Source organism: Microtetraspora sp. NBRC 16547, from assembly GCF_030268965.1.
In the GTDB taxonomy this organism is placed as follows: Bacteria; Actinomycetota; Actinomycetes; order Streptosporangiales; family Streptosporangiaceae; genus Microtetraspora.
In genome coordinates, this window is sequence record NZ_BSSE01000016.1 from 154,918 (window position 1) to 176,484 (window position 21,567).

The 21,567-nt window shown below is 70.7% G+C and carries 20 protein-coding genes; 8 read left to right on the forward strand and 12 right to left on the reverse strand.

Translation table 11 applies throughout. The annotated features are described in order from the left end of the window. Position 1 precedes the first annotated feature (1 nt). Positions 2–862, forward strand: coding sequence for a serine hydrolase (locus QSK17_RS22100; RefSeq protein WP_285706950.1), 861 nt, complete (start codon positions 2–4; stop codon positions 860–862). 95 nt (positions 863–957) lie between these two features. Here QSK17_RS22100 and QSK17_RS22105 read toward each other — a convergent pair whose 3' ends face one another. Together QSK17_RS22105 and QSK17_RS22110 are read right to left on the reverse strand one after the other, a co-directional pair. Then, positions 958–1,869, reverse strand: coding sequence for a LysR family transcriptional regulator (locus QSK17_RS22105; RefSeq protein WP_285706951.1), 912 nt, complete (start codon positions 1,867–1,869; stop codon positions 958–960). An 18-nt stretch (positions 1,870–1,887) separates the two neighbouring features. After that, positions 1,888–2,697, reverse strand: coding sequence for an SAM-dependent methyltransferase (locus QSK17_RS22110; RefSeq protein ID WP_285706952.1), 810 nt, complete (start codon positions 2,695–2,697; stop codon positions 1,888–1,890). A gap of 583 nt (positions 2,698–3,280) precedes the next feature. On the opposite strand from QSK17_RS22110, the gene QSK17_RS22115 reads away from it, so the two are divergent. After that, positions 3,281–3,811, forward strand: coding sequence for a COG4315 family predicted lipoprotein (locus QSK17_RS22115; RefSeq protein WP_285706953.1), 531 nt, complete (start codon positions 3,281–3,283; stop codon positions 3,809–3,811). Between the two features lie 191 nt (positions 3,812–4,002). Next, a complete protein-coding gene (locus QSK17_RS22120) occupies positions 4,003–5,064 on the forward strand; it encodes a quinone-dependent dihydroorotate dehydrogenase (RefSeq protein ID WP_285706955.1) in 1,062 nt (353 codons plus the stop codon). Positions 5,065–5,078: 14 nt separating this feature from the next. On the opposite strand, the gene QSK17_RS22125 is transcribed toward QSK17_RS22120, so the two are convergent. From QSK17_RS22125 to QSK17_RS22140, 4 genes are all read right to left on the reverse strand, one after another. After that, positions 5,079–6,710, reverse strand: a complete 1,632-nt coding sequence (locus QSK17_RS22125; RefSeq protein ID WP_285706956.1) for a beta-N-acetylhexosaminidase — start codon at positions 6,708–6,710, stop codon at positions 5,079–5,081. Between the two features lie 55 nt (positions 6,711–6,765). Next, entirely contained in the window at positions 6,766–7,626 is an 861-nt protein-coding gene (locus QSK17_RS22130) for an N-acetylmuramoyl-L-alanine amidase (RefSeq protein WP_285706957.1), read from the reverse strand. 90 nt (positions 7,627–7,716) lie between these two features. Continuing rightward, positions 7,717–7,965 carry a hypothetical protein gene (locus tag QSK17_RS22135; RefSeq protein WP_285706959.1) on the reverse strand — a complete coding sequence of 83 codons (249 nt, stop codon included), beginning with the start codon at positions 7,963–7,965 and terminating at the stop codon, positions 7,717–7,719. A 107-nt stretch (positions 7,966–8,072) separates the two neighbouring features. Continuing rightward, on the reverse strand, positions 8,073–9,176 hold the full coding sequence (locus QSK17_RS22140) for a LacI family DNA-binding transcriptional regulator (RefSeq protein WP_285706961.1): 1,104 nt from the start codon (positions 9,174–9,176) through the stop codon (positions 8,073–8,075). A gap of 200 nt (positions 9,177–9,376) precedes the next feature. Between QSK17_RS22140 and QSK17_RS22145 the strand changes: the two genes are divergently transcribed. Beyond that, the gene (locus tag QSK17_RS22145; protein ID WP_285706962.1) at positions 9,377–10,060 is read left to right on the forward strand and encodes a TetR/AcrR family transcriptional regulator; all 684 of its coding nucleotides are present in this window, start codon (positions 9,377–9,379) and stop codon (positions 10,058–10,060) included. Positions 10,061–10,259: 199 nt separating this feature from the next. Here QSK17_RS22145 and bldC read toward each other — a convergent pair whose 3' ends face one another. After that, positions 10,260–10,463: a developmental transcriptional regulator BldC gene (gene bldC, locus QSK17_RS22150; protein WP_013133571.1), complete on the reverse strand. Its 204-nt coding sequence runs from the start codon at positions 10,461–10,463 to the stop codon at positions 10,260–10,262. A 321-nt stretch (positions 10,464–10,784) separates the two neighbouring features. Continuing rightward, entirely contained in the window at positions 10,785–11,657 is an 873-nt protein-coding gene (locus QSK17_RS22155; protein ID WP_285706963.1) for a DUF8083 family protein, read from the reverse strand. Positions 11,658–11,861: 204 nt separating this feature from the next. Here QSK17_RS22155 and QSK17_RS22160 point away from each other — a divergent pair, with 204 nt between their 5' ends. After that, positions 11,862–13,016, forward strand: coding sequence for a Leu/Phe/Val dehydrogenase (locus QSK17_RS22160; RefSeq protein WP_285706964.1), 1,155 nt, complete (start codon positions 11,862–11,864; stop codon positions 13,014–13,016). A gap of 151 nt (positions 13,017–13,167) precedes the next feature. Next, complete coding sequence (locus tag QSK17_RS22165) at positions 13,168–13,398, forward strand: DUF3073 domain-containing protein (protein WP_084517936.1); 231 nt, start codon at positions 13,168–13,170, stop codon at positions 13,396–13,398. Positions 13,399–13,597: 199 nt separating this feature from the next. Here QSK17_RS22165 and purM read toward each other — a convergent pair whose 3' ends face one another. Beyond that, positions 13,598–14,623 carry a phosphoribosylformylglycinamidine cyclo-ligase gene (purM, locus tag QSK17_RS22170; RefSeq protein WP_285706966.1) on the reverse strand — a complete coding sequence of 342 codons (1,026 nt, stop codon included), beginning with the start codon at positions 14,621–14,623 and terminating at the stop codon, positions 13,598–13,600. Positions 14,624–14,666: 43 nt separating this feature from the next. Next, positions 14,667–16,103: an amidophosphoribosyltransferase gene (gene purF / locus QSK17_RS22175; protein WP_285706967.1), complete on the reverse strand. Its 1,437-nt coding sequence runs from the start codon at positions 16,101–16,103 to the stop codon at positions 14,667–14,669. 165 nt (positions 16,104–16,268) lie between these two features. Here purF and QSK17_RS22180 point away from each other — a divergent pair, with 165 nt between their 5' ends. After that, positions 16,269–18,725 (forward strand): hypothetical protein, encoded by a 2,457-nt coding sequence (locus tag QSK17_RS22180; protein WP_285706968.1) that lies wholly within the window; start codon positions 16,269–16,271, stop codon positions 18,723–18,725. Positions 18,726–18,764: 39 nt separating this feature from the next. On the opposite strand, the gene QSK17_RS22185 is transcribed toward QSK17_RS22180, so the two are convergent. Together QSK17_RS22185 and QSK17_RS22190 are read right to left on the reverse strand one after the other, a co-directional pair. After that, positions 18,765–19,205, reverse strand: a complete 441-nt coding sequence (locus tag QSK17_RS22185) for a sterol carrier family protein (RefSeq protein ID WP_285706969.1) — start codon at positions 19,203–19,205, stop codon at positions 18,765–18,767. 87 nt (positions 19,206–19,292) lie between these two features. Then, the gene (locus QSK17_RS22190) at positions 19,293–20,708 is read right to left on the reverse strand and encodes an MFS transporter (protein WP_285706970.1); all 1,416 of its coding nucleotides are present in this window, start codon (positions 20,706–20,708) and stop codon (positions 19,293–19,295) included. A gap of 79 nt (positions 20,709–20,787) precedes the next feature. Here QSK17_RS22190 and QSK17_RS22195 point away from each other — a divergent pair, with 79 nt between their 5' ends. Beyond that, the gene (locus tag QSK17_RS22195; RefSeq protein WP_285706971.1) at positions 20,788–21,444 is read left to right on the forward strand and encodes a TetR/AcrR family transcriptional regulator; all 657 of its coding nucleotides are present in this window, start codon (positions 20,788–20,790) and stop codon (positions 21,442–21,444) included. Positions 21,445–21,567: the final 123 nt, after the last annotated feature.

Here is a 21,567-nt window from a genome sequence, read left to right on the forward strand (position 1 = left end):
ATTGACCAGCGGGATCGATGAGGCCATGACGGTTGACGAGCGGGTGCGGGCGGCGGCCGCCCGGGTCGAGGAGGTCGCCGCGTCCTGCCCCGGGACGCTCGCCGCCTGCGTGCCCGGCCTGCTCGGCGTGAACGAGGACGTCGAGCTGCCGCTCGCCAGCACCGGCAAGCTGCTGCTGCTCGCCGCGGTCGCCCAGGGGGTGGCCGGCGGCGAGCTCGACCCCGGCGAGACGGTCGAGCTGGCCGAGGACGACTACGCGGCCGGATCCGGGCTGCTGATCGGTCTGTCCGCCCGGACCTGGACGATCGGGGACCTGGCGCTGCTCACCGCGTCGGTCAGCGACAACACCGCGACCAACGCGCTGCTGCGGCGGCTCGGCCTGGACCGGGTGGCCGCGATCGCGGCCGGTCTCGGGCTGGTCCGGACCCGGATCCTGGACCGGATCAGGGAGCCCCGGCTGCCCGTCCACCCGCCGGCCTTCGCCCTCGGCACGGCCCGCGAGCTGGCCGCCCTCGCCGCCGCCCTGGACGGCGAGGAGCCGTGGAAGCGGCTGATGCTCGGCTGGATGGCGCACAACACCGACCGGAGCCTGGTGCCCGCGCTGCTGCCGCACGAGCCCGAGGACCGGGAGATCCCGGAGGCCGTGCCGTACCCGGGGGTGTGGGTGGCCAACAAGACGGGCACCGACGCCGGGACCCGGGCCGACGTCGGCCTGCTCGTCGGGACCCGGCGGCTCGGCTACGCCGTGCTCGCCCACGGGCCGGACGGCAGCGAGCACGACCTGGTCCTGGCCATCCGCGAGGTCGGCCGCGCCATCGCCGCGCTCGTCCACTGCACCGCGAGGGGCGCGGCGGTGAAGTAACCGAGGAACGCCCGGAGCGAGGACGTGACGAGGGCACGAGCCGACTTCGGGCGCCCCGAGCCCGCGCGAGCGAAGCGAGCGCGAACAAACACGGTTCAGCGGAGCGCGAGGCGCAACCGGGCCGAGGCGTCGCGGAGATAGTCCAGGAAGGACCGGAGCGCGGGGTTCGGATTGGTCGGCCGAGACGCCGCGCCGATCCTCCGGTAGAGCTTGGGCGCGTCCACCTGGCAGACCTGGATGCCGCTGGCGCCGTGCGCGCCCAGGCTGGGCACCAGCGCCACCCCCAGCCCGGCGCGCACCAGGCCGAGCGTCACCTCGTAGTGGTCGCTCCGGCACCGGATGGTCGGGCTGAACCCCTCCAGCGCGCTGGCGCGTTCCAGCACCGATACGGGGGTGTCCGTGCCGTACGTCGTGATCCACGGCTCCTCGGCCAGGTCGGCGAGCCGTACCCGGGGACGCTGGCCGGCCGGGTGGCCGAGCGGCAGCACGAGAAGCTGCGGCTCGTCGAACAGGTGGGTGACCTCCACGCCCTTGGGCGGCTTCCACGGGTCGAGGGCGTGCTCGAAGACGACCAGCACGTCCAGCGCGCCCCGCTCCACGTCGGGCAGCAGCTCGTGCGGCTGGCCGAGCACGAGATCCAGCTCGACGGCGGGGTGCCGGGCGGTGAAGGTGGACAGCGCGAGCGGCAGCAGCCGGTAGCCCGCCGAGGCGAAGAACCCGATGCGGAGCTGCCCCGCGTCGGCCCGCGCCTGGGCGAGCAGGTCCTTCTCGGCGGCCTCGATGAGATCGAGCACCTCGTGCGCCCGGGTGGCGAGCCGCCGCCCGGCCGCGGTGAGCCGCAGGCTGTGCGCGGCGCGCTCCACCAGCCCCACGCCGGCCTCCTCCTCCAACCGGGAGAGCTGGTGGGACACGGCGGAGGGGGAGAGCCGCAGATTACGCGCGGCTCCGGCGATGCTCCCCGTCCTGAAGACCTCGAGAAGCACCCTCAGGCGGTGGCTGCTCAGCATCCACCAAGTATGGGCGCACTATCGAAGCAGCCCGACCCCGCTGAACCCGTCGACGCCGGGAAGCTTGGGCAGCGCGGGCTCGCCCGCCTCGGGACGCCAGTCGCCGGTCGAGACCAGGCCGGGCTCCACGAGCTCGAACCCGTCGAAGAACCGCAGGATCTGCGTCCGGGTCCGGGGCGTCGCGTTTCCGGCCGACGTCTGGGCGTACAGCTCGCGGCCTTCACGCAGCGCGTCCTCGTCGAGGTCGCCGAAGGAGAGGTGGCTGATCACCATGGCGCTCCCGGGGGCGAGCCGGCCGCGCAGGGTGGTGACCACCTGCCCCGCCAGCTCGTCCTCGGGGATGAAGTGCAGCACGGCGAGCATGAGCAGCCCCACCGGGCGGTCGAAGTCGAGGTGGCCCCCGACCCGCGGATCGTCGAGGATGGCGCCGGGCTCCCGGAGGTCGCCGTCCACGACGATGGTCTGCGCGCTGTCCGCCAGCAGGGCCCGCCCGTGCGCGAGCACGATGGGATCGTTGTCGACGTAGACGACGCGTGAGTCGGGCGCCGCGCGCAGCGCCACCTGGTGCACGTTCTCCTGCGTGGGCAGGCCGGCGCCGATGTCGAGGAACTGGCGGATCCCGGTCCCGGCCAGGAACCGTACGGCACGGCTGAGGAAACGCCGGTTGGCCTGGACGCCCTCCCGGACGTTGGGCGTGAGCTCGATGACCTTCTCGGCGGCGGCCCGATCGGCGGCGAAGTTGTCCTTCCCGCCGAGAAGATAGTCGTAGATCCGCGCCACGCTCGGAATGTTCGGATTGATTCCCGGGGGCGCCTGCTCCGTGCTCATCTGTCCCGTCCCGTAGTGCTTCGTGGTGATCGCCAACGCTACCGATAGATCATGATTTACGCATGTAAAACACGCAGCATCGTTACATTTCGGCGCAGGAGTCGCACAGCATGACCGATCTCGCGGCGCTGCCCGAAGGCGTGCTCCGCTTCGCGAACGGGGTGCCGGTCGCCCTGCACGCCCCCGGCCGAGGGCTGACCTCGGTGCCGCCCGCCATCGGCGAGCTGACGTCGCTGCGCCGCGTCGACCCGGACGGCAACGCGCTGACCGCGCTGCCCGCCGCCCTCGCGCGCTGCCGCGGCTGGAGGTTCTCACGGTCTACGGCAACCGGATCACCGAGATCCCGCCGGAGCTCGGCCGGCTCACCGCAGCTCACGGATGCGGCCGGAGAACGTGAGCTTCCCGATATATCCGCCCTGTACGGCCGATCAGTGCCGACTCGGCGCCCCGTACGGAATGGCTCGGGGCCGCAATTCAAAAGACTTGTAAAGGCATCTCTCAGTACTTCGTGTCTAGCCGGTGAAAAGGCCCGGCGACGTGTCTCCTAGATAGCCGTATTCGCCTACTGCCTTGGAGGCCGAACATGAAGAAACTGCTATACGTGGGTGCGCTCGCGCTCGGCGTTCTGGCGACCGGCTGCGGCGCCGGCACCGATGCCGACACCAGCGAAGCCAGCCCCGTCTCCGCCGGTGAGGAGACGTCGCCCGGCATGATGTCTCCCTCGGAGATGATGACGCCGATGCCCATCGAGACCGGTCCCGCCAAGCTCTCGGTCATGCCCTCGGGAATCGGCAAGATCGTCGTCGGTACGAACCAGCACACGGCCTACCTCTTCGAGAAGGACAAGAACGGCAAGTCGTCCTGCACGGGCGCCTGCGCGGAGGCCTGGCCTCCGGTCCTCTCCGAGGGCAAGCCCGAGGCCGGCGAGGGCGTCAAGGCGAACCTGCTCGGCACGCTCAAGCGCGCCGACGGCAAGATGCAGGTGACCTACAACAAGCACCCGCTGTACTACTTCGCCAAGGACGAGAAGCCCGGCGACACCAAGGGGCAGAAGCTCAAGGAGTTCGGCGCCGAGTGGTACGCGGTGAACCCGGATGGCAAGAAGGTGGGCTAGAACCGTTGGCCTCGGTTTCGAGGTACCGGCTCCACGCGTCACCACATCCGCCGTACGGCCGGATCACTCGTCGCCCTGGGCTCACCGGCCCGGGCGGCGAGCTCTGCGGCGTCGTCCTGGCCGCGGTGGGCCGGCGCCGCGGGCCCGCCCGCGGACCAGCGGCCAGGGGTGAACCGATACCCTGACCGGTGATGTATCGATTCGTGTTCACGCTGGTCCTGAGCCGCCTCGACGCGGAGGACGTCCATCACCTGACGATCAGGGCGCTCCGCCTGCTGGCGGCCCTCCCGATCGCCAAGCGGGTGTTGCACCGGCGGCTGGCCCCCCGTGACGAGGCGCTCCGTGTCCCCGCCTTCGGAGTGCACTTCCCCGGCCCCTTCGGTCTGGCCGCCGGATTCGACAAGAACGCCGAGTGCTTCGAGGCGCTCGCCGCCTTCGGGTTCAGCCACGTCGAGGTGGGGACCATCACCGCGCGGCCCCAACCGGGGAACCCCCGGCCCCGCCTGTTCCGGCTGGTCCGCGACCACGCGATCATCAACAGGATGGGCTTCAACAACGCCGGAGCCCGCGCCGCCGCGGCACGGCTGCGTCGGCCACGAGGGCTTCCCGCGGTCGTCGGCGTGAACATCGGCAAGACCAAGGTGGTGCCCGAGGAGCAGGCCGCCGAGGACTATATGGCCAGCGCCAAGGAGCTCGCGCCTCTCGCCGACTACCTCGTCGTCAACGTCAGCTCGCCGAACACTCCCGGTCTGCGCAACCTGCAGGCCGTCGAGCTGCTGCGCCCCCTCCTGGAGAGCGTCAAGAGCGTGGCGGGCCGCACCCCGCTGCTCGTGAAGATCGCCCCCGACCTGGCAGACGAGGACGTCGACGCGGTCGCCGACCTGGCGGTCGAGCTCGGCCTCTCCGGCATCATCGCCACCAACACCACGATCGGACGGCCCGGCGTCGTCAGCGACGAGACGGGCGGGCTGTCCGGCCGTCCGCTCAAGGCCCGGTCACTGGAGGTGCTGCGCCGGCTGCACGCCAGGGTGGGAGACCGGCTGACGCTGGTCTCCGTCGGCGGCGTCGAGGACCTCGACGACGTGTGGGAGCGCATCCTGGCCGGGGCGACCCTCGTCCAGGGATACACCGGCATGATCTACGCCGGTCCGCTGTGGGCGTCGCGGATCCACCGGGGGCTCTCCCGGCGGCTTCGTCGTCACGGCTACAGCTCGATCTCCGAGGTCGTCGGGGCCGCCGACCGCATCGGCTGACCGGCCGCGACCGGTCACATGCTGGGCCGGGTGGAGTCCGCCGTGAGCGACAGCTCGTCCAGGTGCTGCATCACATCGTGGATCTCGATGACACCCGGCCGGTGCCGCCGCGTCTCGCCGCCGCGCTGCCACGGCCGCGGCCCCTCCAGCGGTCGGTACTCCACGCCGAAGGCGTCCAGCCGTTCCAGATGGCGGGCGAGCCGGTCGAGGAACGGCGGCAGCGCCGGCCCTCCCGTCCAGCCGATCTCCGCCGCGGCGCAGCCGCGCGGCCAGGCACGGTAGTCGAGCGTCCGCCCGTCGGGGATGCGCTCGCTCCAGAGCTGGAACTGCAGGCCGGCGACCCGGGCGCGCTCGCCCTCCTCCCACGCGGCCGGGGCGGGTTCGAACGCCGCCACGTCCGCGACCGTGATGGTCTCGCCGATGGCCAGCGGCTCTTCGGCCGAGGCCGCCTCGGCGTAGTCGAAGTACATCGGGAAGACCGGGGTCGCGATCACGTCGTGCCCGGCGGCCGCCGCGCGGCGGCCCACCCCGGCGCCCCGCCACGGCATGACCAGCGTGTCCGCGCGCAGCATCCCGCTGACGAACGCCTCGTCCCAGACGACGGCGCGGCTGCCGCGCTCGGCGAGCAGGTCGGCCAGCCGCCGCAGGAACCAGGCGTGCAGGTCGGCGGGCGAGTCCAGGCCCAGCTCCGCCTGGTAGGCCGTGATCTCCGCGGACGCCTCCCAGGCGTCCAGCACGCACTCGTCCCCGCCGATGTGCAGGTACGGCACGGTGCCCAGCGCGTCGATGATCTCGTCGAAGACGGTGGCCAGGAAGTCCACGGTGGCCGGAAGCGGCGAGAGGATCGCGGGCGAGATGCCCCAGCGGTCCAGCACCCGATGCCGCTCGCCAGGTGTCGCGCCCAGCGAGGGGTACGCCGCCAGGATCGCCGACGCGTGGCCCGGAACATCGATCTCGGGGACCACGGTGACCGCCCTGGCCCGGGCGTACGCGCCGATCTCGGTCAGATCCCGCAGCGTGTAGTAGCCGCCGTGCGGCACGCCGTCATAGGTGGGCTCCTCGCCGTAGTAGCTCGTGATCGTCTGCGGCCGGTGCGCGCCGACCTCGTGCAGCAACGGGAAGGCGCGGCTCTCCAGCCGCCATCCCTGATCGTCCACCAGGTGCAGGTGGAGCCGGTTGAGCTTGTGCAGAGCGAGCAGGTCGATCAGCCGCAGCACTTCCCGCTTGGGCAGGAAATGTCGGGACACGTCGAGATGCGCCCCACGCCAGGAGAACGCGGGGGAGTCCTCGATCCGCCCGCAGGGAACCCGCCACTCCGTCCCCGGAAGCGCGTGCGACCGGAACGCCTCCACCGGCAGCGACTGCCGGAGGGTCTGCCCCGCGTAGAACGCCCCCGCCGCGTCCGCGGCGGCGATCCGGACCTCCTCCGGCGTGATCGTGATCGCGTACGCCTCGGCGCCCAGGCCGGGGGCCCGCGCCACCCGCACCGCCCCTGACGCGTCCCCGCGCCCGAGGTCGAGGACGGCGAGCGCGAGCCGTACGGGATCGACCAGGTCGGCGGGACCCGACACGGCGGTCCCCGGAGCGAACGTGAACGATCCGGGCGCGGTCTCGGCCAGCCGTGGGCGGGGGAGGAGCTGATCCATGCGTTGAATCATGCCAAATCGCTCATCCCGCGCCCATCGGCCGGGAGTAACCGGATCAGGACACGTAGTTCGTGATCCCCTTGGCCAGGGACTCCGCCGCCTGCTGGCGGAACTTCGAGCTCTGCATCTTGGCCGCGTCGCCGGGGTTGCGCATGTTCCCGACCTCGATGAAGACCTTCGGGACGGTCGAGAGGTTCAGCCCGCCGAGGTCGTTCCTGAAGTCCAGCGCGTCCTTGCCGATGTAGGTGGAGTATCCCTGCCCGGTCCCCGAGCGGAACGCGTTCCTGACCGCGATGCCGAGCTTCCTGGAGTCGTCCACCACGGGATCCACCGGCCCGTTGATCTTCTTCGGCATGATGATGTGGAAGCCGTGGCCGCTCGCGGGCGCGCCGTCGCCGTGGATCGAGATCGCCGCGTCGGCCTTGACCTGGTTGCCGATCGCCGCGCGCTGCGTGATGCACGGGCCGACGCTGCTGTTGTCCTTGCGGGTCAGCTTGACCGTCGCGCCCTCGGCCCGCAGGATCTTGGCCAGCCGGGTCGAGACGTCCCAGGTGAAAGATGCCTCGCTGTACCCGTCGTTGGTCGCGGTGCCGGTCGTGTCGCAGGGCTTGCGCTTGGTGAGGACGTCCACCTGCTTGTTGATGATCTCGGGATGCTTGTAGTTGCCGCCGTTGTGACCGGGGTCGATCACGATGACCTTGCCCGCGAGGGGCTTTCCGGTCGGGCTGGGCGCCGCGGCGACCCGCTCGGAGGCCTGTCCGGCGGTGACGGCGGCCCCGGCCGTACGGCTCTGCGGCGCGCCGGGGGCGGCCGCACTGGCCGGGCCGGCGGTGGTCGAGCTCGTCGTGCCACCGCACGCGGCGACTCCCAGCCCGCAGCAGGCCAGAATCGTGGCGGTAAGTGGTCGTCTGATCACGCTCGAATCCCTTCGCAGAAGTCAGCTCACCAACTTACGCGAGCGTCGGCGTGATCAGACCGTTATGTCGGTGATATGCCGCGGAAGGGGTCACCAGGCGGGCTCAGCGACCTCCTGCTTCTCCAGAAGGGCGGCCAGCTCGCGGGCGTCCTCCGCGTCCAGTCCGAGGACCACGCGGGGACGCCCCCACGGATGGTCGATCGAGTGGGCGACGTAGCTGGCCACGGACTCGCCACCGACCTCGCCGCTTCGCCCTCGCGCCTCCAGCCAGTGCGCCCAGGCCCGTTCCAACTCGGCAGCGGCACGCTGCGCGCAGGAGACCAGTTCCGGATCACGCATGAATCCCCCCGTTGTCGCCTCTCTGGCCGCCCACCGAGCGACCCGCCGGGGGTCGGCGTCATGCGCAGAGTCAACACCCTCCGCGCGTCGACGCCACGCCGGTTGACCTAGCTTTGGGCATCGCTTGGAGCGGGTCCGGTGCTGTGCCGTACGACGATCTGGGGCGTGACCTCGCGCAGCCGGCCGACCTTCCCCGGCTCGGTGATGCGCTCGCTCAGCAGGGTCGCCGCCGACCGGCCCATGGCCCGGCGCGGCTGGTCGACGCTGGTCAGCGACACGTGGTTCACCGCGGCCAGGTGGGTGTTGTCGTACCCGACGACGGACAGGTCCTCCGGAACGCGCAGGCCCAGCTCGCTGGCGGCCGTGAGCACGCCCAGGGCGACGATGTCGTTGGCGGCGAAGATGGCGGTGGGCCTCGGCTCGCGCTCCAGCAGCGCCCTGGCCGCCTGCCGCCCGCCCTCCTCCGTGAAGTCGCCGTGCTCGACCATGATGTACGGCGCGAGCGCGTGACGGCGCATGGCCACCAGGTAGCCCTCGCAGCGGCACCGGGCCGCCGAGGACGGTGTGCCCTCGATGTGCGCGATGCGGCGGTGTCCCAGCTCGACCAGGTGATCGACCGCGAGCCTCGCGCCGAGCTGGTCGTCGTCCACGACGATGTCCACGCCGTCGAGCTCGACGTCGCGCTCGCCCACCACCACGGTCGGCGTGTAGGCGGCGGCCTCGGCGAGGGTGTGGCTGGACGGGGCCACGCCCAGCAGGACCAGGCCGTCCACGCGGAGTTCCAAGAACGCCTCGACGGCCTCGTCCTCGAACGCCGGATCCCAGCGGCCGCTGCCGATCAGCAGCCGCAGGCCGTCGCCGTGCAGGCTCTCCTGCAGGCCGTCGAGGAATTCGGCGTAGAACGGGTTGTGCAGATCGGCGACCAGGGCGCCGACGAGGTGGGTACGGCCCTCGACAAGGCTGCGCGCCACCGCGTTCGGGCGGTAGCCGAGCTCCCTGGCGGCCTGCAGCACCGCTTCCCTGCGGTGTTCGCTCACGTGCGGCGATCCCCGGAGCACGAGCGAGACCAGCGACTTCGAGACGCCGGCACGCTCGGCCACGTTTCGGATCGTCGGCCGTGGCCGCGGGCTGAAGCCATCGGGTAAATCGGCGTCGGGTACGGACACCTCGATGGCGTGCCGGGCGTTGGTCTGTATGGACGGTCCTGACATGGTTCTCCCCACGATGCGCGGACGTGCACCTGTCTGACCAAACGATCGAGAAGCCGTAAGGGTACGGGTTCCTCTCCGTAACGCGCATACTTCCGCCTTCTCCGGCCCCCGGAGGGCGAAATGGGCAGGAGCCGGCGACATCCGCCGAACATGATCAAATCCAACGATCGCCCGGGCCGTGCTCCGCTAGTCTGCGGGGTGTGGGCGTGATATCCCGGGCCGAAAGCGGTCAGAAGATCCCAGACAGGGCGGGCACGCGACCGGTGCGCCGTCGGCTCAGTGTCGATCGGCGCCGCGAGGAGCTCATCACGGCCGCGCTGGAGCTGTTCAGCAGGCGCGAGGCCGAGGACGTCTCGATCGACGACGTGGCCACCGCCGCTGGGGCCTCCCGGGCGCTCGTCTACCACTACTTCGGCGGTAAGCAGGAGCTCTATGTCGCGTCATTGCGCAGCGCGGCGGAGGAGCTGGAGGCCAGGCTCCGTACCCAGGGCACCGGACAGCCCCTGGAACGGCTCTCTCAGGGACTGACCCGATATTTCGACTTCGTCGAGGAGCACGCGGCCGGCTTCGCGGCGCTGCTCAAGGGAGGACCCGCCAACAGAGCGGGAGAGGTCGGTGAGATCGTCGAGGGTGTACGACGGCGCCTGCTCCGGCTGATCACGGACGAGATGCGGGTCGGCGATCCCGGTCCGGTGCTGCGGATCACGCTCAGGTCGTGGATCGCCTCGGTGGAGACCGCGGGGCTCGACTGGCTGGAGCACCGCGACATTGAGCGGTCCGAACTGGAACGCATGCTGGTGGACCACATGGCCGCACTGCTGGAGGTCGCCGGTCGGCACGATCACGCCGTACGGGGGCTCATCGAGGTGGAGCCGGCGTCCTGAACATTCTGTGACGCTCTCACTGCGACGGCGTGCCAGCTGCCGGGGGATGGTGGCGCCGGGCGGGCGGCGCCGGTACGACACCTCCCGTGGCCCGTACCGGCCACGGGCGTGTGGTGCCGTGATGGACGCGCTCACATCGCTGGCGTTCCTGACGCGAGCGCGCCGTCTCCCCCCTTGACTGGCGGATGACGTCCGGCCCCTATTCGGAGCGCTGCTGCGGAATCCCCGCCAGCAGCGCCCGGACCTCGGTCTCCCGGTAGCGGCGGTGCCCCCCGAGGGTGCGGATGGACGTCAACTTGCCCGCCTTCGCCCACCGAGTGACGGTCTTGGGGTCGACGCGGAACATGGTGGCGACCTCCGCCGGGGTGAGCAGTGGCTCGGCCTCGGGTGTACGAGCTGACATGTGTGCGGCCTCTCCTCCGTGTGGACCGGCGACAGCGATCCTGCGACTTAACTTGGCGCTTGTCACGGATGTCCCCAAATGATCCATAAGTGCGGTTTTGTGGATCATTTTCGGTATCACCCGATGTGACCATACAGCCACGTAACGCGATTGGCGAGCCCTCTGGGAGCAACGCCACGACTACGTGGTGATGTCACGCTCGGTGATTCTAGCGACACGCTTCGTGGTATCGCAGTGAAAACGGCAAACTACTCAGTTCGCAGATGTGAGATCGAACATCCCATGACCCAATAGTGCAGGTCGGGGGGTGCGATATGGGGTTTAGTTGGCAGACTGGAGAGCCTGGATCGACCTCCAGCGGACGACCACACGCTGGTACATCGCGAAAGCAAGTTCTTCCTGACCGTTGTCCAAACCGGTGAGCGAGGCGGACAGTTCGGCGACCGACTGGTCCGCCTCCAGCGTCTCGTCGTCCATGAGATGGACCAGCCCGCCGTAGTCCAGCTCCACCAGCGAGTGGGGGTGGAACTCCTCCAGCCACCTGCCGACCTCTTCGAACTCGTGGAAGGCGGCCGTGTCCGGCGCGTGCCGTTTGATCACCCCGAGTGCCTTGGCCGCCCGCCTGCGCGCCTGCGCCATCGAGGTGACGTACAGCATGTTGCGAGCGGGGGCGGCCACAGTGTGCGCGCCCGGGTCGGCGCCCTCGGCCGGCGCCCCGCCCAGGACGAGCCACCGCTCCGTCGAGTCGAAGGGGGTGAACCACGACGTCGGCACGTGCCATGTGCTGGTCCGGATGTGCGTGCGCAGCGACGTGCCGGAACGCTTGAAACGGTCGAAGTCGTCGGCTGTCCGCTCGGCGATCGCCTGCGGCACGAACCGGTCGGCCAGTTTCACCGGGGTGCCGCCGCGGAACGAGGCGAACGCCAGCCAGGATCGCAGCCTGGTCTGCCAGGGGCAGACGTAGAGCACGTCCTCGACGCGGCGCAGGTAGGCGTTCGAACTCTCCTGCTCCGGGGCGGGCGCCGGCGGAACGCCCACGATCCTGCGGACGGCCTCGCCGTGTTCTATCTCCAGCGCCCCCGCCCGGCGCGGCCGGTCTGGTGACTCGGCGTAGGCGGCCCAGATCTTCTGATCCCGTGGGGAGAAGGCGGCCAGCGGCTCATAGACGCGGAGGTAGGCGGCATAGGGCAGCACACCTGAATCGTGCCACGAGGCCGGGGGCCATGGGGAGGCCGGTCTCGACTTTTCATGATCATATGGCTGTCTCGCGGATAGGCTGTGATCGGCCCGCTCGCGAACTCGGCGTCGCCCTACCCGGCACGACGGCGAACCCCCTGGGCGGACCGAGCGGATCCGCCGTGACAGCGCGGCGGACAGAGGCGGTCAGGAGTCACCACCGTGATCGACGTCTTCGGGCTCTCCCACAAGGACAGCAGGCCCATCAACGTCACGACCGGCGCGGACCGGAACGAGTCCACGACGGAGTCCCCCACCAAGCAGGGCCCGCGGCATGAGCAGGTCGTCTTCTGCTCGGACGAGCGCAGCGGCCTCTACGCGATCATCGCCATCTACAGCACGGCCCTCGGGCCCGGGCTCGGCGGCACCCGGTTCTACCCGTACGAGAGTGAGCAGGCGGCGCTCGTCGACGTGCTCAACCTCTCCCGCGCCATGGCGTACAAGAACGCTCTGGCGGGGCTCGACCTCGGGGGCGGCAAGGCCGTGATCATCGGCGACCCGTCCACCGACAAGACCGAGGCGCTCCTCCGCGCGTACGGACGGTTCGTGGAGTCGCTCGCCGGGCGGTACTACACCGCCTGCGACGTGGGCACCTACAGCGAGGACATGGACGTCGTCGCCCGCGAGTCGTCCTACGTGACCGGGCGGACCCCGGCGCACGGCGGCGCGGGAGACTCCTCGATCCTCACCGCGTTCGGTGTCTTCCAGGGCATGCGCGCCGCCGCCGAGCACACCTTCGGCGCGTCCACGCTGCGCGGCAGGCGGGTGGGCGTCGAGGGGGTCGGCAAGGTGGGGCGCCGGCTCATCGACCACCTGATCGAGGACGGCGCCGAGGTCGTGATCTGCGACGTCAACGAGGAGGCCGTCGAGCTCGTACGGCGGCGCCACCCCTCCGTCGACGTCGTCGCGGACACCGCGACGATGATCGCGTCCGACATCGACGTCTACGCGCCGTGCGCGCTCGGCGGCGTGCTGAACGACACGACGGTCCCGCTCGTGCGCGCCCGGATCGTCTGCGGCAGCGCCAACAACCAGCTCGCCCACGGCGGCGTCGGGAAGCAGCTCGTGGAACGCGGCATCCTGTACGCGCCGGACTACGTGGTGAACTCCGGCGGCGTCATCCAGGTGGCCGACGAGATCGAGGGCTTCAACATGGAAAGGGCCAGGGCAAGGGCCGCTCAGATCTTCGACACGACCGCGAAAATCTTCGCCTCGGCCGCCGAGGAGGGCGTCCCGCCGGCGGCGGCAGCCGATAGGCTGGCTGAGCGCAGAATGTCGGAAGTCGGGCGGCTTAGGGGCATCTGGCTCCGCCGCTGACCATCGACGCCCATACGACGTACCGAGCGGCGCACAAAACAGGTACGGTTATAGGCGAACGAGAGACTGGCGCCTAAAGTCAGGTGGCGCCAGTGCGCGGTGCGTTAGCGACGAGGGGTCCGGTGCGACCCCGCATGAGGGGGTCGAGCCAATGGGGCGCGGCCGAGCCAAGGCCAAGCAGGTCAAGGTCGCCCGCCAGCTGAAGTACAACAGCGGCGGCACTGATCTTGAGCGTCTGCGCGCGGAGCTCGGAGTCGTGGACGAGGGCGATTCCGGCCACAGTGACGAGCATGACCCTTACGACGAGTTGGCTGATCGGTACGCCGATTACGCCGTCGACGATGACGAGGGCGACGGCAAGGACTCGTCCCGACGCCGTTAGCCGTTCCTGACAGCAGACGAGGTGAGAGCACCCGGCGGGGAGTGAGACCACGCCGGGTGACTTCGCATTGTCCAGGATCCGATCGAGCGCCCCGGTCCCGCCGGGGCGCCTTTTGGCGTGTACGGAAGGTTTTCGCGCGTGGTAATCGGGGTGCCCGGCCAGGCGTGCTGCCTGACCAGGGCATCCGGCTGGACGGGAATCAGCGGTAGCGCGCGGCGCCGGTGCCGGGGACGACCTCTCCGAGCACCCAGGCGGGCACGTCCCGCTCGGACAGCACGGCGAGTGCCCGGTCGGCCTGATCGGCCGGGACGACCGCGCACATCCCCACACCGAGGTTGAACGTCCGGTCCATCTCGGCCTGCGGCACGCCGCCGTGCCCGGCGAGCACCTCGAAGATCGCGGGCGGAGTCCAGGAACCCCGGTCCAGCAGGGCGTCCGCCGTATCGGGCAGCGACCGGGCCAGGTTGGCCTCCAGGCCGCCGCCGGTGATGTGCGCGAAGGCGTGCACCTCGACCTCCCGGATCAGCGCGAGGCAGTCCAGGGAGTAGATGCGGGTGGGTTCGAGCAGCTCCTCGCCGAGCGTCCGCGACAGCTCGGGAAGCTGCCGCTCAAGGTCCAGGCCGGCGGTCGCGAGGACATGCCTGACCAGGGAGTATCCGTTGGAGTGCACCCCGCTCGACGCCAGGGCGAGCACCACGTCGCCGGGCCGCACGCGGTCCGGCCCGAGCAGCTCGTCCGCCTCGACCACGCCCGTGCCGGCACCGGCGAGGTCGTACTCGTCAGGACCCATGGCGCCCGGGTGCTCGGCGGTCTCGCCGCCGACGAGCGCGCAGCCGGCGAGCCGGCACCCCTCTGCCACGCCGCCCACGATGTCGGCGATGCGCTCGGGCACCACCTTGCCGCAGGCGATGTAGTCGGTCATGAACAGCGGTTCGGCGCCGCACACCACCAGGTCGTCGACGACCATGCCGACGAGGTCGATGCCGATCGTGTCGTGCTTGCCGAGGCGCTGCGCCAGCATGACCTTGGTGCCGACACCGTCCGTGGAGGTCGCCAGGAGCGGACGGCGGTAGCGCAGGAAGGCCGAGGCGTCGAACAGCCCGGCGAATCCGCTGGCGTCGTCTACCACCTCGGGACGCCGGGACCGGGCGACCCGGGACTTCATCAGCTCGACGGCCCGGTCACCCGCCTCGATGTCCACACCCGCGGCGGCGTAGCTGGTCATGTGTTCCCCTTCGTCAATCGTGCCCGGCCGGTCTGGCGACCGGTCACAGCTGCCCTTCCAGGACGTACTTGCCGACCTGGTCCTGGTCGATCGCGATGGGGTACTCGCCGGTGAAGCAGGCGCGGCAGAGACGCTCGGCCGGGATCGTGGTCGCCTGGGTCAGCCCCTCAAGGGAGATGTAGCCGAGAGAGTCGGCGCCCAGCGAGGAGCGGATCTCCTCGACGGACAGCGACCCGGCGATCAGCTCCGCCCGGGTGGCGAAGTCGATGCCGTAGAAGCACGGCCACGCGACCGGCGGCGAGGAGATCCGCACGTGGACCTCCGTGGCGCCCGCCTCGCGCAGCATCTTGACGATGGCCCGCTGGGTGTTGCCGCGCACGATCGAGTCGTCCACCACGACCAGCCGCTTGCCCTGGATGACCTCGCGGAGCGGGTTCAGCTTGAGGCGGATGCCGAGCTGGCGGATGGTCTGCGACGGCTGGATGAACGTCCGGCCGACGTAGGAGTTCTTCACCAGGCCCTGGCCGTACGGGATGCCGCTCTGCTCGGCGTAACCGATGGCCGCGGGGGTGCCGGACTCGGGCGTGGGGATGACGAGGTCGGCGTCGATCGGGTGCTCGCGGGCGAGCTGCCGGCCCACCTCGACCCGGGTCGCCTGCACGCCGCGGCCGGCGATCGTGGTGTCCGGCCGGGCGAGGTAGACGTACTCGAACAGGCAGCCCTTCGGCTGGGCCGCGGCGAACCGGCGGGACCGGACCCCGCGCTCGTCGATCGTCAGCAGCTCGCCGGGCTCGATCTCGCGGATGAACGACGCGCCGACGATGTCCAGCGCGGCGGTCTCGGACGCGACCACCCATCCGCGCTCGAGCCGGCCGAGCACCAGCGGCCTGATGCCCTGCGGATCGCGGGCGGCGAACAGGGTCGTCTCGTTCATCCAGACCAGGGAGTAGGCGCCCTTGACCTGGGGAAGCAGCTCGGCCGCCGCCTCCTCGATCGACTGCGAGCGGTCCTGCGCCAGCAGCGCCGTCAATACCTCGGTGTCCGTCGTCGCCCTGGTGGCGTCCGGCGGGAGGCGCAGCGCGAGCTCGCCGGTGTTGATGAGGTTGCCGTTGTGGGCGAGCGCGAGGCCGCCGTGTTCGGTGGAGCTCAGCGTGGGCTGCGCGTTCTCCCAGACGCTCGATCCGGTCGTGGAGTAACGGCAGTGCCCGATCGCCACGTGACCTCGGAGCGTCCCGAGGATGGACTCGTCGAAGACCTGGGACACCAGGCCCATGTCCTTGTAGACGAGGATGCGGCTGCCCTCGCTGACCGCGATGCCCGCGGACTCCTGGCCGCGGTGCTGCAGCGCATACAACCCGTAATAGGTGAGTTTGGAGACATCTTCCCCGGGGGCCCACACGCCGAAGACGCCGCAGGCGTCCTTAGGTGCGCGATCCAGGGAATCGAGGTCATGGCTCAGTCGGCCGTCGCCTTTCAGCACGTGCTTGAGTCTATTTCGGCCTTCTCCCTGCTCGTGCACGCGGGTACGGAAAGTCTCGGGGAAACGATCGACTGGGCTTTGCCGTGTCGTCCGGGTTCCGCCGCGGCTGTCCGGGAGAGCCTTGGGTCTCCGGCATGCCCAACTCTGGTCGGGGAGAGATCGACCGTGACGACACCTGACAACCACGCGTGGGAACCCCCGCGTGACCAGCGGCCCGAGAACGAGACCCGCCCGGATGAGCAGCGGCTGGTCCTTCCGGTGAACTCCTGGGACGAGCCCGATCTGGAGGGCTCGTGGTGGGAGCCCTCCGGATACCGCGAGCCCGCCGTCCCGGCTCGGCCGGGTGAAACTCGGCCGTCAGCTTTCGGCGAAATCGCCGGCGACGCGGCGCGTACGGACGACCGGCCGGTCGTCGACCCCGGAAGCGGAGACCTGGGTGCCTTCGGCGACCGAAGTGGCCCAAGTGACTGGCGACGCGCGGAGCCCGGCGAGCCGGACCTCGGTGAGTGGACCGACTGCGGATTCTCCGACGATCTCGCGACCACCGATCCGGGCTACCGGTCCTGGGCGGAGCCCGAGACCACGTGGGAGAGCCTCAAGGCGTGGGCCGCACAGGATCCGCTGGCGAGCGAACCGCCGCGCCCCGCCGCGTCCCCGGACCGTCCGGCCTCACCGCCAGGCCGCCCGATGGCGGACCCCGGCGCGTACGGAGACACCGGCGCGTACGGAGGAACCGGCGCGTACGGAGGAACCGGCGCGTACGGAGACACCGGTGTGTATGGAGGAACCGGCGCGTACGGAGGAACCGGCGCGTACGGAGGAACCGGCGCGTACGGAGACACCGGCGCGTACGGAGACACCGGTGTGTATGGAGGAACCGGCGCGTACGGAGGAGCGGGATCCGCTGATCTCGGCAGGAGTGGGGGATCTGGACCTGCCGATCTCGAGCCGCGCGGCGGATCGGGGTCGGGCGACCTCGGGACGTATGAGGGATCCGACCCGGTCACGCCGAGAAGCGTGCCGCCGACCGCCATTCCGTCCCAGATTCCGCCCTCCCACGTTTCGCCGTTCCACGTTTCACCGCCTCAGGCGCCGCCTTCTCAGGTGCCGCCCTCCCAGGCCGCCGCTCCGGGGTTGTCGCAGGCGCCTTCGCAGATCCCGTCCCAGGGCGGCCCACCCGCATCGCAGAGCGGTCCGTACTCCGACCCGCACGGCGGCCCACCCGCATCGCAGGGCGGCTCATACTCCGACCCGCACGGCGGGCCGTACTCCGACTCATACTCCGACTTCTCGTCCGGATCGGCTATGGGCACCTGGGACGATCCGTACGTGGGACCCGTGACCGGTCCGCACGCCACCGCACGCACGGACACTCCTCGGTTTTCTCCAACGGGGTCCGACGCGTCCGACGCGTCCGACGACATCCCGGTGGCGTACACGTCCGACGTCCCGATGTCGGCGCCACCCGGCGGATGGCCTCCGCCTGTCCCGCCGAGCGCGTCGAGCACGCCGGACTCGATCACTCCACCGGCTCCGCCGCGTTCGGCGACCGGGGCGGACTCCGCGGTATGCGGCTACTGCGGGATGCCGCAGGGGGCCACGCCGCCGTCAGGAGGCGGCACGGGCGCATTCGGCGCCGCTGGGACGACCGCGGCCGCCGCTGGGACGACGAGCGCCGCCGCTGGGACGACGAGCGCCAACGCTGGGACGACGAGCGCCGCCAGGACCGCGGCCGGTGCCGCGACGACCGGGCCCATGGCCCGAGTGGCGGTTCCCGGCGTGGACGGCGCGCCGGACCGCGCCGCCGGGAACGGCGGCGTTGCTTCGAAAGGCAGGGTCTCGAACGGCGGGGTCTCGAACGGCGGGGTCTCGAACGGCGGGGTCTCGAACGGCGGGGTCTCGAACGGCGGGGTCTCGAACGGTGGGGGCTCCGCCAACGCGGGCCACGTACAGGTGCTCAAGGCGAGCGGCCAGGACGAGGCGGTGGCCTGGGGACGCGGCAGGGACGACAACGTCCGCGTCTTCGGGAAGGACTCCGGCACGGAGGGACCAGAGGAGCCGCCGGGCCGCCCGGGCGAGTACGGCGAGGGCCTCCCGGGCGCCCCGCGACTCCCCGGAGAAGGCGGCCCCTCCCAACGCTTCGGCGACCGGATCCCTCCCAGCGGCGGCGGGATCTCCGGCGGGGCCGGCCAGCCGCCCTCGGGCGACCTTCCCGTCTACCCCGGAGAGCCGGGAAGGTACGGCGGGGCACCCGACTACCCTCAGCAGCCGCCCAAGCGGGGCGGCGGGCTGGGCACCGCCGCGATGGTGCTCGGCATCGTCAGCATCGTCCTGCTGTTCTTCTGCGGCATCGGCACGGTCACCGCGGTCGTGGGCGTCGTCCTCGGCATCGTCGCGCTCGCGACCGGCTCCAACAACAAGAGCCGCGCCGTCACGGGCATCGTCCTCAGCGTCGTGACGCTCATGCTCGCCGCCGTCCTCGGGGTCGTGTTCTACAACTGGTTCCAGGACAAGAAGATCGGCGAGTGCTTCGACATCAGGACGCATCCGACGCAGGCGTCCACCCAGCGCTGCATCGAGGAGAAGCTGAGCGGGTCCGGCATCGCCGGCCTCATCCGCTGATCTGACGCCCGGCGGGTGGGTCCGCCCGGTCCGCCGAAATCAGCGGAGCGGGAGGTAGGCCGACAGGTCGGCGCGCGATCCGCTGGCGGCGATCCGGCCCGCCGCCAGCGCGGCCTCCCAGGAGACGCGCCCGGTGGCGAGTTCCAGCCAGGTGCGCGGGTCGGTCTCGATGACGTTCGGAGGGGTGCCGCGCGTGTGGCGCGGCCCCTCCACGCACTGCACCGCCGCGTACGGCGGCACCCGCACCTCCACCGTCCGGCCGGGGGTCAGCGCGGCCAGCTCGTCGAGCAGATGCCGTACGGCGAAGCGCGCGGCGTCTTTGAGGGGTTCGTGGCCGCCCGCGTACGCCCCGAGCACGGCCGCGACGCAGGCTCCGGGAACCGCCGGGTCAGGTCCGGTGAACGCGGGTTCGCCGAGGGCCGAGAGCTGGGCGTCGAGGGCGGCGCGGACCTTCGCCGGGTCGAGTCTGCGTGGCGGCATCCGCCCATTCTCCCCGCATGGGCGAGGACCTGCCTCTCCGTGCCTCCCCGTGGGCGGCGACCGCACCGTCAACCATCGGCCGACGGGTCAGCTGACGGGTTCGGCGATGGGGGCTTCGACCGGCGCCGGCGCGGCCCGACGGGTACGGAGGGCGTAGAGGCTCACCGGGACGCCGGCCAGGACGATCGCCGCGGCGATCAGCAGCGTGAAGCGGTACGCCTCCAGGAACGTGTGCATGGGCGCCCCGGTCAGGGAGCTCTGCCGGTTGTTCATGATCGCTCCGAGGATCGTGATCCCGAGCAGTCCGAAGACCTGGCGGGAGACGTTCAACACCCCGGACGCCACACCGGCCCGGGTGGCGGGCATGACGTCCAGGACGACGTTGGTCAGCGGGACGAGGAGTCCCGCGCCCACGCCGTACAGCAGGAACCAGGGCAGCAGGTCCAGGTAGCCGCTGCCCGCGCCCGCGCTGGACAGCCCGGCGATGGCGACGGCCATCAGGCCGAGCCCGGTGGCCACGGTGGGCGCGGCGCCGAACCGACCGGCGATCCGGGGCGAGGTGGCCGCTACGACCGCTGTGAGCAGGGCCATCGGCACGAACGCGGCGCCCGCCTCGGTGGGGCTGAACCCGAGTGCGCTCTGCAGGTAGAGCGCGGTGAAGAAGTAGATGCCGAAGACGCCGAACGACCACAGGCCCTGGGACAGCAGGCCGCCGCTGAAGACCCGCTCGCGGAACAGCGAAAGGTCGATCATGGGCCGGCTTGTGCGGTACTCCGTGACGACGAAGGCGAGCGCACCGGCCGCCGCGACGCCGAACGCCCCGAGGATCGGTGCCGAGCCCCATCCACGCGACTCGCCTTCGATGAGCGCGTAGGTGAGCGCGAACAGCGCGACCGCCGAGAACGTGAGGCCGGGCAGGTCCAGCCCGGTACGGCGACGCTCGGTCCGGGGCACGCGGATCGTCAGGAAGCCGAGGACCGCCGTGACCGCGCCGATCGGCGCGTTGATCAGGAAGATCCAGCCCCAGTGGGCGTTCTCGCTGAGCAGGCCGCCGGTGAGCGGGCCGACGGCCATGGCCAGCGCGCCCACGGCGCTCCAGATGCCGACGGCCGTGGCGCGCTCGCGCGGGTCGGGGAAGATCGCGGGGAGCATGGCGAGCGTGGTCGGCGTGAGCATGGCCGCGCCCACTCCCTGCAGCGCGCGGGCCGCGATCAGCATCTCCTGGCTGCCCGCGAGACCGGCCGCCACGGACGCGAGGGTGAAGACGCCCAGACCGGCGAAGAAGATCGTCCTGGTGCCGAAGACGTCGGCGAGCCGCCCGCCGACCAGCAGCAGCCCGGCGAACACCAGGATGTACGAGCTGACGATCCATTCCAGGCCGGAGATCGTGAGCTCCAGGTCGCGCTGGATCGTCGGCAGCGCCACGTTGACCACGTTGTTGTCGAGGTAGGTCATGAAGGTCGCGAGCGCGACCGTGACCAGAGCCCACCATTTCCTCTGCATGCTCACCTTCCTATACGGCGTACTTGTACGACGTACATGTACGTTGCATAGGAAAACTTGTACGTCGTATAGTTGTCAAGTGGGATCTGAGAAGCTGAGCCGGGAGGCCCTTGTCGAGCGGGCAGTACTGCTCGCCGATGCCGAGGGGCTCGAAGCCGTCACCGTCAGGCGTCTGGCGCAGGAGCTCGGCGTCACTCCGATGGCGCTGTACTGGCATTTCAAGAGCAAGGACCAGCTCCTGAACTCCGTGGCCGACCACCTCCTCAAGGAGGTCACCCCGGAGTTCGACCCCGCGGCGACGTGGAACGTGCGGGTGCGCGCGATGGTCGAGGCGCTGGTCGGTGTGATGCGGCGGCACCGCTTCCTGCCCGCCCTGTTCGGCATGGTCACGAAGGGCGAGGTGAACAGCTTTGCCAGGGCCACGGACACGGCGCTCGACCTGCTCCGCCAGGCGGGGTTCACGCTCCAGGAGGGATACCTGATCTCCACATACCTGCTGCACGGGGCGATGTCGCTCGTTGATCACGAACCGGGCTGCCCGCCCACCGTGCCGCAGGAGGAGGCAGCCGAATGGCGGCGGCAGAAGCGGCTGGCCCTCGAATCCCTGCCCGCCGACCAGTACCCGTGCATCGTCGAGTACGCCAGGACCCTTGAGGACGTCGACATCGAGCGCTACTACACGTTCGGTCTCGATCTGCTGGTCGGCGGCGTCGAGGCGATGGCCGCCGCGCGCTAGGAGCCGTTTTGTAGATCTTCGTTGTGGTGCGGTACAAGGTCATGGTGCAAGATCGCCATGACCTGACCGACGAGGAGTGGCTCCTCCTCGAACCGCTCATGCCGGCTCATCCGCCTCGGGGGC